Source organism: Streptococcus infantis (genome assembly GCF_047463275.1).
GTDB lineage: Bacteria > Bacillota > Bacilli > Lactobacillales > Streptococcaceae > Streptococcus > Streptococcus infantis_AF.
In genome coordinates this window covers 15200-30786 of record NZ_JASHEE010000003.1, presented here as the reverse complement: position 1 = coordinate 30786, position 15587 = coordinate 15200, and the positions used below count along the sequence as shown (strand labels likewise).

Sequence of the window (15587 nt, the reverse complement as noted above, 5' to 3'; positions counted from 1 at the left end):
TCAAAGAAAGGCTGGGACGAAAGTTCCAACCTTTAAGCATCTTATTCTCTCTTATTTTTCTGTTTCGAAGATGTTCCCAACTTCAACTTCTATTTGTTGGTTCTTCACATCAATATTGGTAACTTTTAAGAGTGATTTGTAGTCAAACTGCTGTTCACGATCTTCCTGCGCATTATCAGCAAAGACAGCTACACCAGCCAACTCAGAATCAAACTCTGTTAAAAGGCTAATCATACCGTTAATGGTTCCTCCACCTTTCAAGAAGTCATCAACAATCAAGACACGGCTTCCTGCTTTAAGGCTACGTTTTGAAAGGAACATTTTTTCAATACGGTCGCTAGAACCTGAGACATAGTTAACACTCACAGTTGAACCTTCTGTGATTTTCAAGTCACGACGGACAATGACAAAAGGTACGTTGAGAACATTTGCTACTGCATTTGCAAGCGGAACCCCTTTGGTCGCTACCGTCATAACAGCATCAATCTTTTGGTCCATAAAGCTCTTAGCAATAATACGTCCAATATTTTTCAAAATAGCTGGAGTGCTAAGGAGATCAGACAAATAAATGTAGCCTCCTGGAAGAATGCGGTCGCTCTCTGAAAGTTTATCGCGAAGCTCTTGGATGATTGTTTTGGACTCAAGGGTAGAGATAGAAGGTGTGAAAATAACCCCACCACCAGCACCTGTCACCGTTTGAATATGGCCGATTTCAATTTCTTCAAAGGCGCGCTTAATAATGACAATATCTTCTGAAATAGAAGATTTGGCAGATTCATACTTTTCCGCAAAGGTATTGAGACTGGTTAATTTGTATGGATTGTTAATCAAATAATTGGAAATAACAACCATCCGATCACTTCTTCTTAATTTCATTAGTTATTCACCATTCTTTTTAATTAGTCTTTTTCCTATTATAACACACTAAAGCAAAAAAAACGAACTTTATTGTCTAAATAAAGCTCATTTTTTTAGTTTCTAGTCTAATTTTGGCTTGTAGAAGGAACGATTGTCCATTGCAAAGACTTTATTGGTCATTTCACCCTCATCAACAAGAGCCAGAGCTGTTGACATCATCATCATACTCGCATCCAAATTATCAATCATATGAATAATTTCAGCTTCCATCACACGAGGACGAACAGGACTACCATACTCGAGTAATCCATGGTGGCTGAGAATCACATGGCGCAGAAGCACCACTTCTTCTCGAGTATCATCAATGCCAAGTTCCATAACCGCTTTTGTAATCTCGCTATCAATCAAGGCGATATGGCCGATAAGATTTCCTCTCACTGTATACTCTGTCTGGTCCGGACCTGTTAACTCAATAACCTTAGCCAGGTCATGAAGCATAATTCCCGCATAGAGCAAGCTCTTATTGAGTTGTGGGTAGATATCTGCAATTGCCTCTGCTAAACGAACCATAGTTGCCGTGTGATAAGCAAGCCCTGTTTCAAAGGCATGGTGGTTAGTTTTTGCAGCTGGATAAGAATAAAATTCTTTATCATATTTGGTATAGAGGGCCCGAACGATTCGTTGCCAGATGGGATTTTCAATCTTGAAAATCATCTGTGCCATGTACTCACGGATTTCTTTAACATCCACTGGTGATTTGACCTTGAAGTCTGCTGGGTCATTGGGTTCGCCAGGCTGAGGTAAGCGAAGGGTAATTTGATTTACCTGTGGAGTGTTGTTGTAAACTTCACGACGCCCTTGCATGTGGACAACTTTTCCTGCAGTAAAGGCCTCAACGTTATGAGGTTGGGCATCCCAGAGCTTTCCTTCGATTTCCCCACTATCATCTTGGAAGGTGAAAGCTAGGTAATTTTTCCCAGCACGCGTCTGTCTCAGATCGGCTGATTTGATCAGGTAAAAGCCCTCGAACAGTTCATCTTTTTTCATGTGACTAATCTTCATATTCTTCCTCATCTTCTTGGAACTGGAGCAAATCAAGCATAGGCTCACCTTCTGACAATTCAATATGTCGGAGAGTTCGCTCGATAGCTGAAGTACGACGGTTTAGTAATTCATCAATATTACCAGTGGCATGTTGGAGGTGTTTTTGCGCTTTAATCAGAATACCACCAAACTTGCCAAATTCGGTTTTGACGTTGGCTAGAGTTTGGCTAATATGGTCAGCACTCTTTTGGATATTTAGAGTTTTGAAGCCAACAGATAGGGAGTTAAGAAGGGCTGACAAGGTACTTGGTCCAGCTACGATAATCTGCTCCTCCCGTCTCAAACCATCAAAGAAAATTGGATTTCTAACGATTTCTGAGTAAAGACCTTCTGTCGGAACAAACAAAACTCCAAAATTGGTCGTCCTTGGCGGTGCTATGTACTTGTTCTTGATATCTTTGGCAAAACGCTTAACGCTTGTTTGGAGTGATTTGCGACAATTTTCGATTTCTTCCTTATCACCTGCTTCATATGCTTCTTCTAAACGGTAATAATCTGCCAGTGGAAACTTAGAGTCAATTGGTAGATAAACATATTCCTGGTCACCTTGCCCAGGCAACTTGATGGCGTACTCGACTCGCTCACTCGAGTTTTCAACAGTTGCAAATTCTCGTTCATACTGAGCAGGCGTCATGATATCTTCGATAATCTGCCCCAATTGTAATTCTCCTAGAATTCCTCGAGTTTTTGTACCAGATAAGACCTTATTAAGAGCGCCGACATCACGGGCAACCGTCTGCATTTCTCCAAGGCCACGATTGACAGATTCCAATTGCTTGGAAACTGTCTCGAAAGACGCTTGCAAACGTGTCTGCAAGGTCTTTTCTAACTTTTCCTCGACCGTTTGGCGCATCTGTTCCAAGCGTTGCTCATTTGATTCCTGCAAGGCCTGTAGTCGTTGGTCGGTCTTATCTCTGGTTTGGAGGAGGTTTTCATTCATCTCCTGTCGAACCTGAGTCAGACCTTGGTGCAATTCGATTCGCACCTCCTGCAAACGGTCGCTAACAGCCACTTCTAGATTTTTTTGGTCCAGCTGGCTTGCTTGTCGCGCTTGTTCAAATCGATAATCTAACTGGTCTGAAAGATTATCTGCCTGGTCTTCTAAACTTTTGGTCAGGTATTTCTCCTGCCTATCCTGCCTTTGCCAAATAAGAAAGAGGCCGGCTAGGTTAGCAATTAGTAACAGTAGTAATATAATCTCCATCCTATCTCCTGTCCTTGCTATGCAGTACGACCACATAGCCATCTGGGCAAGTCACCGAAACTTCCCTATCTATATATTCGTTAGAAGCATAAACTTTCTTAAAGAAAAAATTCTCCTCTGTCAGTTCATACTTGGCACCAAGAATAGTCAACTGGCTATCCCGAACCGGCATAAAGGCCAGATAATCGTAGTCCGAACGCGGCTCTAGTTGACTGGTACCTTCTGGGCAATAGCTAATCAAGTTTTGCCCATCCTCAATCTCTATCTGGCGCATATAGGGTGCCAACTTGGGATTGCTGGGTAGAAATACATTGGCCAGCATATGGTCAATACGACCACCTAGGGCACCAAAGATGGTCACCTGAGCTTGAGGATTTTTTTCAAAAATCGTTAACAGTGCTAGTTCCAGATCGGTATCATCTTTTTCTGGATGGGCTTGGACAAAATGTTGCGAACGTTCTTGAATCAACTGACGTTCTTCTACAGTCACAGAATCAAAATCACCAACTGCTAGAGCAAGAGGAAGTTCTTCTTCCAGTACCCAGAGAGAGCCTCGATCCACACCGACAAAACAGTCAAAATCTGTTCGGTAGTGACCGCGGTCTCCCCCTGCAAAAACTGCAACTTTAGTCCAGTTGATTTCTGAGAGCTTGCACTCGTTCATTGACATCTCCCTTAAAGACATAAGATCCCGCTACAAAAACTGTAGCGCCAGCTTCTTTGGCTTGAGCAATGGTCTGATCATCAATCCCGCCATCCACTTCAATTTCAAAATTCAAACCTTTTTCCTCACGAAGGGCAACCAACTCACGAACCTTATCCATGGTTTCAGGCAGAAAAGCTTGCCCACCAAATCCAGGATTAACCGTCATGACCAAAACTTGATCAACTAGGTGAAGGACATGCTTAATCGCTTCAACTGGTGTCCCAGGATTGATAACAACCGATGGTTTGACACCTAGAGAACGAATTTTTTGAAGAGCGCCATGAATATGAGGTGTTGCCTCTACATGAATACTGATGATGTCTGCCCCTGCACGCGCAAAGTCTTCTAGATGGTGTTCAGGATTAGAGACCATCAAGTGACAATCAAAAACCATCTTGCTATGAGGGCGAAGGCTTTCGACGACACCTGCACCAAAGCTGATTTGTGGCACAAAGTGACCATCCATGATATCAATATGGGCGTATTCTGCCCCAGTTGCTTCTAGGCGTTTAATTTCACATTCAAAGTTGGCATAATCTGCTGCCAGAATTGACGGAGCAATCTTGTATTGAGACATAAGCTTCTCCTTATTTTGGAATTTTTTTGCTGACCTTTTTATAGGTTTCTCTACGATTTTCAATCTCACTGAGGAATTGTAGGTAGTTATCAAAACGGAAAGTGGCAATGATGCCCTCTTCTACTGCAGGTTTCACTGCACAAGATGGCTCATGAGTATGCGTACAAGTACGGAACTTGCAGTCTCGACTGACACTAGCAATCTCTGGAAAAGCCTGATTCAGGTCTTCTGCTGTTGTTATTTCGTAATCCAGCGATGAAAAACCTGGTGTGTCTGCGATTTTCCCACCATTGAGATTGTAAAAACTAACCACTCGAGTAGTGTGACGACCACGACCCAGACTGTCTGAGATTTCTCCCGTTTCTAGATTGAGATCAGGAGCGATTTTATTGAGAAGAGTTGACTTACCAACACCCGTCTGCCCCATAAAGACCGTCACTTTGTCTGTCAACAGAGGTAAGAGCTCTTCCTTACTAGTCACAAAGTCGTAGCCAATAGCACGATAGGTTTTCTCGTAAAAATCCAACTCTTCGCTATCCTCTAGTAAATCCATTTTGGAAATATAGACGATAGGATGAATGCCCTTGTGCTCCAAAAGAACCAAGAACCGATCCAATAAGTTGCTATTAAAGTCAGGTTCTTTAACTGACATAATGACAACGGCTTGGTCAATATTAACAATGGGTGGACGAACCAGACTATTTTTTCGTTCATGAATTTTGAGGATATAACCTTCGGAATTTTCCTCTGCAGAAAAATCTACCCAATCCCCAACATAGGGCGTATGGCCTTTTTTACGGAAATTCCCACGCGCGCGTGTTTGATAAACCTTGCCATCACTCTCCACATAGTAGAAACCCGCCAAAGCTTTAATGATTTGTCCCTGCATCTTAGAGTCCTTGTCCTTTAAGTGCGTCTGCTAGACTGGCAAATTCTTCTAAGCTGAGAGCTTCACCACGTACAGATGGTGACAAGCCTGCTTGGTACAAAGCCTTGGTCAACTTATCCTTAACTTCCTCGGTCTTCCCAAAGTAGCCTGTCAAGTTGTTCCACAAGGTCTTGCGACGATGGGTGAAACTAGCCTTGGAAACCTTAAAGAAGAAGTTCTCATCTTCAACCGACACAGCTGGTTCTGGACGGCGCACCATTTTTAAGATAGCTGAATCTACGTTTGGCGCTGGTACAAAGACCGTACGAGGTACGATAAAGGCAACCTTGGCAGTCATATAATACTGAACGGCAATCGACAAGCTACCGTAAGCCTTGGTATTTGGCTGAGCGGAGATACGATCTGCCACTTCTTTTTGCATCATGACGACAAACTCACTAAAAGGAATGCCACTTTCAATCAAGTGCATGAGAATAGGCGTCGTGATATAGTAAGGCAAGTTGGCTACTACCTTAATAGGCAGGTCAGGATTTTTAAAATTTTGGATATGCTGCGCCAAGTCGACCTTGAGGATGTCCTCGTTAACTACGGTCACATTGTCAAAATCACGCAGGGTATCCGCTAGAATTGGCACTAAGCGATGATCAATCTCAAAGGCCATGACTTCAGCTGCACGTTCAGCTAGAAATTCCGTCAAGGCACCAATCCCTGGCCCGATTTCGATAACATTGACTTGATCATCAATCTCAGCCGTATCCACGATTTTTTGAAGGATATTGGTATCGGTCAAGAAATTTTGCCCGAAGGATTTTTTAAAGGTAAAACCGTGACGCTCCAGTACTGCCTTGGTCACGCTGTAATCTGCAATTCTCATTTATTCTCTTTTCTAATTATTAGCTAAAAATAATATATAGAAACAACATAATTCCTGCCAACAAAATCCAAAATACAAATAGAACACGATGTTTGTTCTCTTTTGTATCGGCTCCAGTCATATCAAACTGTTTTTTATCTTCTTGGGAGTTCATTTTCTTCAATTCATCCTGATAGGCAACCGAATCTAGAATATTGTCTTCTGGTAATAATTCTGAAGCGTAATAATCAGGAAAACCCATAGCAAGGCCTATTAAGTTCTCATCCGTTAGAGAAAAATCTAAATCTTTGGGTTGATTTTCCCGAATAGCTCGGATATTTTTTAACAGTTTATCAGCGACTACAGAGACTTGGTCCATAAAAACTACATCCAAAAGATCAAATCCTAACACATCACCATCTTTTACGTTTGCAAGAATATAACGAACAAAGGCATCATATAGTTTCAAGGCTTGTGGAACATTCTCTTCTAAAAAAGACCGATTTTGGAGGGCGTTTTGCTGGAATTTTTCAATAGGAATCAAGATATCTACATTCTGCTCTTGGTAAAACTTTTCTGCTTGCTCTTCATCTTCTTCGAGTTTTTCTGCTGTTTCCCAGAGAGCAATGGGAGCTTTTAAATCTTCTTCATCCCAAAACAATTGCCAAAAATAAGGTATTGTGTAAATTCCCTCTGTTAGAATACGGACTTCATCTCCGTTTTTTAAGTAAATATAACTTCTATTTGCCATATCGTTTCCCTTCACAATCTTTGAAAAAGGTTACTGGTTCAAGTAAGTGTAGATAAAACTATAAAGTTTCCCAATGTAAAGATCTTTCTAATCTTGAGCTCTTCCTTCTTGTTCCTCACTAAGTTTTTGCATGTCTCTAAAAGCTGTTAGGCTAACATAGGCACCCGCTTCATAGTATTCCGTTGGGTTTATGGCATAGTCAAAACCTTCAATCATGCCTCCAGCTTCTTCAATCATGCCATTCCACTTTTCATCAAAAACCATTCTCAGACGTTTCCAATCGGTAAAGACTGGGACGGAATTTCGCCCATCTTTTCCTTCTCTAACGGGAATATTAAAGTTAGCGTCTTTTTCCAAAACAAAGGAATTTCCTTCTGAATTATCCTCTGGGAATCCTGATGTTGCATCTAATGGAAGCAAGAATTTTGCTTTAGGCATAGCCATAGAGAAGAACTTGTAGTAAAGCCCATAAACTAGTTCTTGCTCTTCTGTAGTCGGTTGGTCCATCTGTCCCATCAAGAGCATCCATCTTACCAGGTCAGGATTCATGACAGGAACTTGTATTTCTGGTAAATCAGAAAAATCTGGTTTTTGAACCAAGGCAGAGGCACTGATGCTGACTTCCTTGGAATTAAAGATTGCCCCCATGGCACCGTTTAAGTAAAAGGCTGTCCCAAGGAAATTCTCAATCCCTTTTTTATCTTCCGTATTTTCAATCAATTTTACGACTGAGTTTGGTCGGCTGTCAATGGTTTCCTTGAATTGGCGATACCAAGATGGTGTCAGAAGCATAATCATGGGATCAGTACATAAATACCCTTCTTCCCCCCTATCATAGGTGGTTGAGAAAAGGTAAGGTTCGCCCGTTTTTTCCGAATAAACTGCATAAACTGCATCTGCTTCTAAAAGCTTATCTTTAACGATTTCCGCTAGACGTTCCAACTTGCGAGTGTTGGCTTGATAGCTTTCTTCACTTTCAGTTTCCTGATTTTGACGGCATTTCCATAAAAAGAGACGTAAAATCTCTACGCTGTCATCAAGGCTAGATGCCAAATAGTCTTCATTAGTCAATTGCCCCTCTTGGATGGCTACAAAAGCACGATAAAGAGCATCTGAATAGCTAGATGATTTTTGCTCTTCCTCAACACCTGAACTAAAGAGCACACTTCCTTTTTTCAGTTTATCCAAAGAAGGAATCCTATCAACCACTAGATGGGCGAGAACTTGATCCGTTAGACTATCTGCATCTTTGTTTTGACTGCTAAGTTTTTTAACCTCTACAGTACCAAGAGTGTCCAATCCTTGGTCGGGATTGCAAAACTGCAACTGATCCCCAACCTTGAGACTGCCTTCTAAACTCCCAACGATCAATAATTGATTCGTTTCCTTCATAGGGAGAAAGTCCAAAACTCCCACACATGCATTGTTTTTAGACTCTTCTTCCGCTTCAGTCTTTTTCAAATAGTCAAAGATTCCCATTTTTTCTCCTTGTTGTTACTACTCCTTAGCAGTTTAGGCAAGAAATGATGTTGTCAATACTCTTATCTAAGTTTTGCTATCAAGTAGCCTTTTATCTCCTGTTAACCAGCATATGATTACTTCTATTGTATCATATTCCCTTGGTATTTTGGGGCAGTTTCTCAATTCTCATACGATTTCATAGCCTCTTCAATTTCTGCCAAGCTAATCCCAAATAACTCTAAACGCTTGAGGAGTTGTTTGCCATTGGAATAGCCGATACGAAGGCTTTCTCCTAGATATTCTCTGCGTTTTCGGCTGTCTGCTCCAGCTAGAAAACCAAGGCGAATCAAGTCACTACGGCTAATATCAAAGTCACTTTCTGCTTCAAACTGCTCTGTCACCTGAGCCAGCGCTGTTTTCAAGTCTTCGTAGCTAGCGTGTTCGATTCCTAGAGAACGCCCCTTGGTCTTGGACTTAGGCACTGCCTCATCACGTTTGAGAAAGGCGTGTTGGACTGTTGGAATAGCTGTCATAATCAACCGACGGATTCTTTCCCCATTAAAGTCTGGATCTGTAAAGACAATCACCCCATGACGTTGGTGTAGACGTTGGATTCGTTCAAGGTCCTGTTCATTGATAGCCGAGCCACGAGTCTCATAGGTCTCCACATCAAAATAACGTTTAAGATTGGCTGTATCATCCCGTCCTTCGACTACGATGACTTGGGAAATTTTCTCTTTCATGATTTACGTTCCAATCCAAAGATTCGTTCTGCATTGGTACTTGTCGCAGCAGCCAATTCTTCTGTTGTCATACCACGCAAGTCCGCAATAAAGTCTATTACATAGCGCGTGTAAGCTGTCTTATTTTCACGCCCACGCTTGGGTACTGGGGCTAAATAAGGTGCATCTGTCTCTACCAAAATCTTATCCAAAGGTAACTCTTTGGCCGCTTCCTGAATATCTGTCGCCTTCTTGAAAGTCACCACCCCAGAAAAGGAAATAGCCATACCAAGCTCCACGAACTTCTCCGCCCAATCCAAAGAACCAGAGAAGGAATGCATGATACCGCCACAGGGACCGACTCCTTCACTTTTGATAATTTCATAGGTATCTTCGAGCGCATCACGGGTGTGAACTACAAAAGGTAAGTCCAGTTCCTTAGACAGCTGAATCTGACGACGGAAAACTTGTTCCTGCACTTCTTTAGGTGCTGTCATCCAGTGGTAGTCCAAACCAATCTCGCCCAAGGCAACAACTTTTGGATGTTTTAGTTTTTCTAGCAAGTAAGACTCCACTTCCTCTGTGTATGTCCCTGCTTCCGTTGGATGCCAGCCAATCGTCGCATAGAGTTGGTCATACTTGTCCACTAGTTCAAGAGCACGCTCAATAGTCGGTTTGTCAAAACCAACAATATTCATCCGAGTTACACCCATTTCAGCCGCTAAGGCAAGTTCTTCTTCTTCGCGTCCCAAAAATTCTTCCACATTCAAGTGGGTATGAGTATCAAAAATCATTTATATTTCCTCGTTTTTTCTACCTTCTATTATACCAAAAAAACTAGTCTCATCCTTATAGGAAAAAATATTTTGAAATCACTCATTTTTTCTTGACGACTTTTTTTCATAGCAGTATAATAACTCTTGTTGAAATTTTTCAGAAAAGGAAAGAAAATGTTTACAAAACTGAAGTATACCTTTATTGGTCGTCCCCTTAAGTCCTTAACTGAAGGCGAGGGAGGACTACTTGGAAAAACGCAGGCACTCGCAATGCTATCAAGCGATGCTCTATCATCTATTGCGTACGGGCCTGAGCAGGTCGTCCTTGTCTTGGCTAGCCTTTCTCCACTTGCTATCTGGTGGAGTCTCCCTATTGGCATTTTTGTCCTCTTACTATTAGCTAGCCTGACCATTTCTTATAGACAAATCATCCATGCCTACCCTCAAGGTGGAGGTGCCTATATGGTTACGCGAGAAAACCTCTCCCCTGAGTTAGGTTTGATTGCTGGGGGAAGTCTGCTTGTTGACTATATGCTAACAGTAGCCGTATCAGTGGCAGCAGGTGCTGACGCTATCACTGCTGCACTTCCTGCCCTCCATCCTTACAACCTCCACATCTCCATTTTTCTAGTATGTTTGCTCATGCTTTTAAATCTACGAGGGCTAAAGGAATCCGCAAGTTCTCTGATGATCCCTGTCTATCTCTTTATCTTTAGTACGGTCTTCCTCTTATTGTTTGGTATCTTCCAACTGTTGACAGGTTCTCTCAGCTATCATGCAACTTCTGCAATTGGTCAAACTGTCCCAAGTCTCTCAATTGTCCTAATTTTAAGAGCCTTTACCAGCGGTTCGGCCTCACTAACTGGAGTTGAAGCTATCTCAAATGCCGTTCCATTTTTCAAGACCCCCAAAGAGAAGAACGCTGCCCAGACACTAACCATCATGTCTCTGATTCTCGGATTTCTATTTGCAGGGATTACCTTCTTAAACTACTGGATGGGGATTACACCTCAACACGGAGAAACAATCCTCTCACAAATGGCTAAAGGGATTTTAGGGGATTCAGCTCTCGGTCAGATTGTTTATTATCTCTTCCAATTCTCAACTGCCCTAATCCTAGCCGTTGCTGCAAATACTGGTTTTTCTGCCTTTCCAATGTTGGCTTACAATATGGCTAAGAACAAGTACATGCCCCATCTCTTTATGGAAAAGGGAGACCGCTTGGGTTATTCAAACGGTATTTTAACCTTAGCTTTTGGTGCTATAATCCTTCTGCTTATTTTCAACGGAAACACAGAACGCTTAATCCCTCTTTATACTATCGGAGTTTTCGTCCCCTTTGCACTTTCTCAAACAGGTATGATTCGCCACTGGAAAAAAGAAAAAGGCTCCCATTTCTTAAAATCTGCCTTTGCTAACATCCTCGGCGCTATCATTTGTTACGCTATCGTCCTTATTCTACTCCTCTTCAGGCTTGGAGATATCTGGCCATTCTTCCCAATTATCCTGGTCCTAACCTTCCTATTTTTGTCCATCCACAGTCATTACCAAAAAGTGGCCAAACAACTTCGACTTTATGAAGGAATTCAAAAACAAACCTACGATGGCAATGTCGTCCTTGTCTTAGTGGGAAATGTTACTCGAGTCAGTGTTGGAGCGATTAATTACGCTCAAAGTATTGGAGATGAAGTTTTGGCCATGCACATTTCCACCAAGGAAACTGAGGAAAAAGACCAAGAAATCCTCCAAGAATTTGCCGACTACTTCCCAAATATTACTCTTAAAAACATTAATACTAGTTATCGCGATATTATCACACCTATAGTTCGATATGTTCGAAAAATCTCTCAAGAAGCCAAGAACAAGAACTACACAGTTACAGTTCTAGTACCCCAATTTATCCCTAACAAACCTTGGCAAAATATTCTCCACAATCAAATGAGCCTTAAATTAAAATATGCTCTCAGATGGCACGAAGATGTCGTCGTTGCTAGCTATTCATATCATTTGAAAGAATAAAGAAAAGCTCAAAATCAGAGAAATCCCCTCCTGATTTTGAGCTTTTTCTATTGATCATCTTTCCAATACATCTTCTACAGTTTGCAGATTACATCAATTGCCATAGAAGTTTCTCTCTTTTAGATAAACAGAAAAGTCAGTAGGCTCGAGTTCCTACTGACTTCTTTGTTTCATTTGTTTGGATTATGCAGCCAAAACTTTGCGTCCTTTGCGACGACGAGCTGCCAATACGCGACGACCGTTTTTAGTTGACATACGGTTACGGAATCCGTGTTTGCGCGCACGACGAAGTTTACTTGGTTGATAAGTACGTTTCACGATGAATACCTCCTCATAGATTTTGTATTCGTTTAGCCGGCTATAAAGTGATCAGTTACTAAACATACTTTACTATTCTATCTGATTCTTACGTATTTGTCAATAGCTCTGACAAATGTTTCCAGCTTTTTTGCTATGAAAGCCTTATCTACGATACTGCTTCAAGAAGCGAGTCATCTTTTCCTGTATTTGGGCTAACTCATCAACACGCGGTAGATAAACGATACGGAAGTGATCTGGTTCTTTCCAGTTAAAACCACGTCCATGTACCAAAAGCACTTTTTCTTGTTTCAAGAAATTAAGGACAAATTGTTCATCGTCATCGATACGGTACATATTGCGGTCGATTTTAGGGAAGATATAAAGACCCGCTTTTGGCTTAACAGCTGATAAACCAGGGATATCTTGAATGGCATTATAAATAAAGTTTCTTTGTTCATAGATACGACCACCAGGAAGAAGCAACTCATCCACTGACTGGTGACCACCAAGAGAGGTTTGAACTACCTGCTGGGCAAGCACATTCGAACAAAGTCGCATGTTTGAAAGCATGTTGAGACCTTCAATGTAGCCCTTTACATGATGTTTAGGTCCAGACAAGACCATCCAACCAACACGGAAACCAGCGATACGGTGAGATTTAGACAGACCATTCATACTGACACAGAAAAGGTCTGGAGCCAAACTTGCGACTGGTGTGTGGACATTGCCATCCATAACCATACGGTCGTAGATTTCATCCGCAAAAATAATCAAGTCATTTTGACGAGCAATCTCGATGATATCTAGTAAGAGTTCTTTAGGATAGAGAGCCCCCGTTGGGTTATTCGGATTGATCAAAACAATAGCCTTGGTATTTGAACTAATCTTAGACTTAATGTCATCTAGGTCTGGATACCATTCCGCTTCTTCATCACAGACGTAGTGAACGGCATTTCCCCCAGCCAAGCTGACTGCCGCAGTCCAAAGTGGATAGTCAGGCATAGGAACCAAGACTTCATCGCCGTTATCCAAAAGCCCTTGCATAGACATAACGATTAGCTCACTAACCCCATTTCCAAGGTAGATATCATCAATATCCACATTGGGGAATTTCTTTAGTTGGCAATACTGCATGATGGCCTTACGAGCTGAAAAGATACCTTTTGAATCTGAATAGCCTTCACTATCACGGGCATTCATAATCAAGTCGTGGATAACCTCATCTGGAGCTGTAAAGCCAAACTCAGCTGGGTTCCCTGTATTCAAACGAAGAATTTTTTCTCCATTTGCGCGCATGCGCATAGCTTCTTCCAAAACTGGACCACGGATATCATAAGCCACATGCTCTAATTTTATTGATTTGTTAAATTCTTTCATTCGAGTTCCTCTATTCATCAGGATAGTTAATATTATACCACTCCAAAACGAAATCGTAAATTTCCCAGTACTATTCCACAAAAAAACCTTGCATAATGCAAGGTAACAGAGCAAAGTCGATTTCTTTCTATTTTTGGAGAAGAAAGAGTAGATATACTTCTCTAAAAAGATGGACAAATTGGACCAAAATCTTTGTAGAGAAACTCTGGTAATCGAAAACAAAGTCATTGTAAGGGATGGTAACTGCATGAACAAAAGAATTTCTACTTCTATTCAGCAAAACGCAAAGAAAAAATAAGTAGACTGACCAACATTAGGAATAATGTTAGACTAAGCCGAGTCTAGTTGTAAAAATACCATCTCATCAACTTATTTCCTTGCCCTGTCAATTCATATTATACACTAAAATCTTTGCATTTTCAAACAAGTATACATATAAAAAGAACTCAATATTTGAGCTCTTTTTGTATGCTATTTCGCAATTTCTGCCAACATTTTTTCAATATGTTGGATTGATTTTTCACGTCCAAGCAAGTAGATGGTATCTGGCAATTCAGGACCATGCATTTCACCTGAAACGGCAATACGGATTGGCATGAAGAGATTTTTCCCTTTTATTCCAGTCTCTTTTTGAACCGCTTTGATTTGTGGGAAGATATTTTCTACCACAAACTCATCGTCTGACATAGCCTCAAGTTTTGCTTTGAAGGCTTCAAGTACCGTTGGCACTGTTTCACCAGCCATGACTTCTTTCTCAGCTTCTGTCAATTCTGGGAAGTCTGAGAAGAAGAGGTCTGTCAATGGAACGATTTCATCCACTGACTTCATTTGTGGTTTGTAGAGTTCCACCAATTTCTCAGCCTTGTCTGTCAAACGTCCTGCTGCTTCGAGGAATGGTTTAGCCATTTCAAAGATAGTCTCAAGATCTGCATTCTTGATATACTCATTGCTCATCCAGTCCATTTTCTTCTGGTCAAAGGCTGCTGGAGACTTGCTGAGGCGGTTTTCATCAAAGAGTTTGATGAGTTCTTCGCGAGAGAAGATTTCGTCTTCCCCACCAGGATTCCAACCAAGCAGAGCGATAAAGTTAAAGACTGCTTCTGGAAGGTAACCTTTCTTACGGTAATCTTCGATAAATTGAAGGGTGTTGGTATCACGTTTAGACAACTTCTTACCAGTTTCAGAGTTGATGATCAAGGTCATGTGACCAAATTCTGGTGCTTTCCATCCAAGCGCTTCATAAACCATGAGCTGTTTTGGTGTGTTAGCAATGTGGTCGTCTCCACGGATAACGTGAGAAATTTGCATATCGTGGTCATCAATCACAACGGCAAAGTTATAAGTTGGGTAGCCATCTTTCTTTTGGATAACCCAGTCCCCACCGATATTGCCACCTTCAAATTCGATATCACCTTTGACCATATCATGCCACTTATAGATACCAGATTCATTAACTGCCAAACGAACCGTTGGGATGATACCCGCTGCTTCACGTTCTGCAACGTAAGCTGCTTTTTCTTCTTCGCTCATACCAAGGTATTCGTTGATGTAGCGAGGTGTTTCACCGGCTGCTTCTTGACGTTCACGTTCTGCTGCCAATTCTTCTTCTGTAACGTAAGATTTGTAGGCTTTTCCTTCAGCTAAGAGTTGGTCGATATATTTTTGATAGAGTTCCAAACGCTCAGACTGGCGGTAGTTTTCATGAGTCTCTGGACTTTCATCCCAGTCCATGCCTAACCAACGAAGGTTCTCAAGCTGTGAACGTTCTCCGTCTTCGACATGACGTTTGCGGTCCGTATCTTCGATACGGATGATAAAAGTTCCACCATGGTGGCGTGCATACAAATAGTTAAACAATGCTGTACGGGCATTACCGATGTGTAATAGTCCTGTTGGACTTGGTGCGTAACGCACACGAATATCTTTTGACATATCTTCTCCTATAAAGTCTCTAGGCGTCTGCCTTTTCACTCTCTATATTATATCACAA

15 protein-coding genes are annotated in these 15587 nt (G+C 41.6%); 1 reads left to right on the top strand and 14 read right to left on the bottom strand.

What is annotated here, in order from left to right; genetic code table 11:
- Positions 1 to 51 precede the first annotated feature (51 nt).
- From purR to QM923_RS04750, 11 genes are all read right to left on the bottom strand, one after another.
- Positions 52 to 876, bottom strand: a complete 825-nt coding sequence (gene purR / locus QM923_RS04800; protein WP_006147832.1) for a pur operon repressor — start codon at positions 874 to 876, stop codon at positions 52 to 54.
- Between the two features lie 102 nt (positions 877 to 978).
- Positions 979 to 1920, bottom strand: coding sequence for a 3'-5' exoribonuclease YhaM family protein (locus tag QM923_RS04795; RefSeq protein WP_371500052.1), 942 nt, complete (start codon positions 1918 to 1920; stop codon positions 979 to 981).
- Positions 1910 to 3166 (bottom strand): DNA recombination protein RmuC, encoded by a 1257-nt coding sequence (locus QM923_RS04790; protein ID WP_414291067.1) that lies wholly within the window; start codon positions 3164 to 3166, stop codon positions 1910 to 1912. The genes QM923_RS04795 and QM923_RS04790 overlap by 11 nt, the downstream gene beginning before the upstream one ends.
- Before the next feature lies 1 nt (position 3167).
- Positions 3168 to 3830, bottom strand: coding sequence for a thiamine diphosphokinase (locus QM923_RS04785; RefSeq protein WP_414291066.1), 663 nt, complete (start codon positions 3828 to 3830; stop codon positions 3168 to 3170).
- Positions 3793 to 4449 carry a ribulose-phosphate 3-epimerase gene (gene rpe / locus QM923_RS04780; RefSeq protein ID WP_414291065.1) on the bottom strand — a complete coding sequence of 219 codons (657 nt, stop codon included), beginning with the start codon at positions 4447 to 4449 and terminating at the stop codon, positions 3793 to 3795. The genes QM923_RS04785 and rpe overlap by 38 nt, the downstream gene beginning before the upstream one ends.
- Before the next feature lie 10 nt (positions 4450 to 4459).
- On the bottom strand, positions 4460 to 5338 hold the full coding sequence (rsgA, locus tag QM923_RS04775; protein WP_414291064.1) for a ribosome small subunit-dependent GTPase A: 879 nt from the start codon (positions 5336 to 5338) through the stop codon (positions 4460 to 4462).
- 1 nt (position 5339) lies between these two features.
- Entirely contained in the window at positions 5340 to 6212 is an 873-nt protein-coding gene (gene rsmA, locus QM923_RS04770; protein WP_414291063.1) for a 16S rRNA (adenine(1518)-N(6)/adenine(1519)-N(6))-dimethyltransferase RsmA, read from the bottom strand.
- Between the two features lie 19 nt (positions 6213 to 6231).
- Positions 6232 to 6942, bottom strand: coding sequence for a dimethyladenosine transferase (locus tag QM923_RS04765; protein ID WP_414291062.1), 711 nt, complete (start codon positions 6940 to 6942; stop codon positions 6232 to 6234).
- A gap of 87 nt (positions 6943 to 7029) precedes the next feature.
- Positions 7030 to 8421 carry an SseB family protein gene (locus QM923_RS04760; protein WP_414291061.1) on the bottom strand — a complete coding sequence of 464 codons (1392 nt, stop codon included), beginning with the start codon at positions 8419 to 8421 and terminating at the stop codon, positions 7030 to 7032.
- Between the two features lie 161 nt (positions 8422 to 8582).
- Positions 8583 to 9146, bottom strand: coding sequence for a ribonuclease M5 (gene rnmV / locus QM923_RS04755; protein ID WP_414291060.1), 564 nt, complete (start codon positions 9144 to 9146; stop codon positions 8583 to 8585).
- On the bottom strand, positions 9143 to 9919 hold the full coding sequence (locus QM923_RS04750) for a TatD family hydrolase (protein ID WP_414291059.1): 777 nt from the start codon (positions 9917 to 9919) through the stop codon (positions 9143 to 9145). Before QM923_RS04750 ends, rnmV begins: the two co-directional genes overlap by 4 nt.
- A 156-nt stretch (positions 9920 to 10075) precedes the next feature.
- On the opposite strand from QM923_RS04750, the gene QM923_RS04745 reads away from it, so the two are divergent.
- On the top strand, positions 10076 to 11920 hold the full coding sequence (locus QM923_RS04745) for an APC family permease (protein ID WP_414291058.1): 1845 nt from the start codon (positions 10076 to 10078) through the stop codon (positions 11918 to 11920).
- Positions 11921 to 12103: 183 nt separating this feature from the next.
- On the opposite strand, the gene rpmH is transcribed toward QM923_RS04745, so the two are convergent.
- The 3 genes from rpmH to gltX form a co-directional block, all read right to left on the bottom strand.
- Entirely contained in the window at positions 12104 to 12238 is a 135-nt protein-coding gene (gene rpmH / locus QM923_RS04740) for a 50S ribosomal protein L34 (protein ID WP_000831905.1), read from the bottom strand.
- A gap of 144 nt (positions 12239 to 12382) precedes the next feature.
- Complete coding sequence (locus tag QM923_RS04735) at positions 12383 to 13597, bottom strand: pyridoxal phosphate-dependent aminotransferase (protein WP_004251584.1); 1215 nt, start codon at positions 13595 to 13597, stop codon at positions 12383 to 12385.
- A gap of 471 nt (positions 13598 to 14068) precedes the next feature.
- Complete coding sequence (gene gltX, locus QM923_RS04730) at positions 14069 to 15529, bottom strand: glutamate--tRNA ligase (protein ID WP_414291057.1); 1461 nt, start codon at positions 15527 to 15529, stop codon at positions 14069 to 14071.
- Positions 15530 to 15587: the final 58 nt, after the last annotated feature.